Source organism: Eubacterium sp. Marseille-QA0814 (assembly GCF_965119675.1).
Taxonomy (GTDB): domain Bacteria; phylum Bacillota; class Clostridia; order Lachnospirales; family Lachnospiraceae; genus Eubacterium_G.
Map to the genome: position 1 here is coordinate 1 of NZ_CBCPMG010000011.1, position 1,529 is coordinate 1,529.

The 1,529-nt window shown below is 43.0% G+C and carries 2 protein-coding genes; both read left to right on the top strand.

Annotated features, from left to right (window positions below):
- Positions 1-131: 131 nt before the first annotated feature.
- A complete protein-coding gene (locus ACQY63_RS12330; protein ID WP_428245323.1) occupies positions 132-479 on the top strand; it encodes a hypothetical protein in 348 nt (115 codons plus the stop codon).
- Positions 439-1,529 (top strand): baseplate assembly protein (locus ACQY63_RS12335; protein ID WP_428245324.1); only part of this gene is annotated, 1,091 nt, incomplete at its 3' end. The genes ACQY63_RS12330 and ACQY63_RS12335, both read left to right, overlap by 41 nt.

The following is a 1,529-nucleotide window of genomic DNA, read 5'->3' on the forward strand; positions in this document are numbered from 1 at the left end:
TACGGCAGCCAATGGGTTATCACAGGACATACAAAAGATTATGAGAAATTCGATAATCAAGGAAACCTGTTGATAGCCAAAAGCACCTTATCGCTTGAACAGTACGCAAAGAGGTAGAAAGGCAGGCAGGAATGAGTTTTACGATAGATACCGCACAGGAACAGCCTATAAACCTTGCACCTCAAACACTATACGAGGAAGTAATACAAAATGTTTGGTTTTTGCTATCCTCGTTAGAATATGACATACCGCTTAACCGTGAGTTTGGATTAAATGCAGCTTACATAGATAAACCGATTACAACGGCAACGGCACTTGCAACGGCAGATATTTACGACAAAATCGGAGAATATGAGCCGAGAGCAGAGATTGTAAGTATAGAATTTACGACAGACTACGAAAGGGGCATATTAAAACCTAAAGTGGAGGTAGAAGTAAATGGCGAATACGACGAATACGACGAGGAATATACCGAGTGAGTTACCCGAGGTTGAGTTTGTAGATACCGATACGGAAGCACTTGTAAATAAACTGATAGCCGGATACGAAGAGATTACAGGCAGAACCTTATACCCTGCCGACCCTGTAAGGGCGTTTATCCTTTGGCTTGCAAGTGTAATCATACAGGAAAGGGTAAATATCAACGAATCGGCAAAACAGAACCTACCAAGATACGCCACAGGACAAAACTTGGATTCATTAAGTGAAATATTCCATAACACCTACAGGCTACAACCTACGGCAGCGAGGACAACGCTTGGATTCAGCATTACAACAGCACTTGATAAGGAATATGTGATAACAGATGAAATCGAGGTAACGGTAGACGGATATATAAATTTTGTAACAACAGGATACTTAACATTCCCGGCAGGAGAAACATACGCAGAGGTAGAAGCGGTATGCACGACATTGGGAGAGGACGGAAACGGCTTTACCCCCGGACAGGTAAGTAGGCTTGTTACAGAGGAATTTTTATATTTTAAGGAAGTTGCAAATACAACGGAAACAGCCGGAGGAAGCGGAGAGGAAAGCGATACCGCATACTATAACCGCATGAGGGAATCCGAAGAAAGCTACACTACCGCCGGACCGAGAGGAAGTTATACCTATCACGCCAAGGCGGTATCATCTCAAATAAGTGATGTATCCGCAGAAAGTCCACAGGACGGAGTAGCGGATATAAGGATAATGCTATACGGCGGAGAGTTACCGAGTGAGGAACTTATAAAAGAGGTGCAGGCATATTTAAGTGCAGACGATATAAGACCTATGACGGATAAGGTAACGGTCGCAGCACCGACAACAGTTGATTTTGATATTGAATTAACCTATTACATACCAAAAGACAAGGAAGCAAGCACCAAAGAAATCAAAAGGGCGGTTGATTTGGCGGTGGAAAGCTACGAATTATGGCAGACCTCTAAAATGGGGCGGGATATTAACCCGTCCTATTTTTATGCAATCCTTATGGATTCGGGCATAAAGAGGGCGGATATTAAAAAGCCTGTATTCACGGAGATACCAAA

Bases quoted from the DNA above. Each gene is read 5' to 3' on its own strand.
- ACQY63_RS12330 (WP_428245323.1), top strand. From the start codon at position 132: ATGAGTTTTACGATAGATACCGCACAGGAACAGCCTATAAACCTTGCA.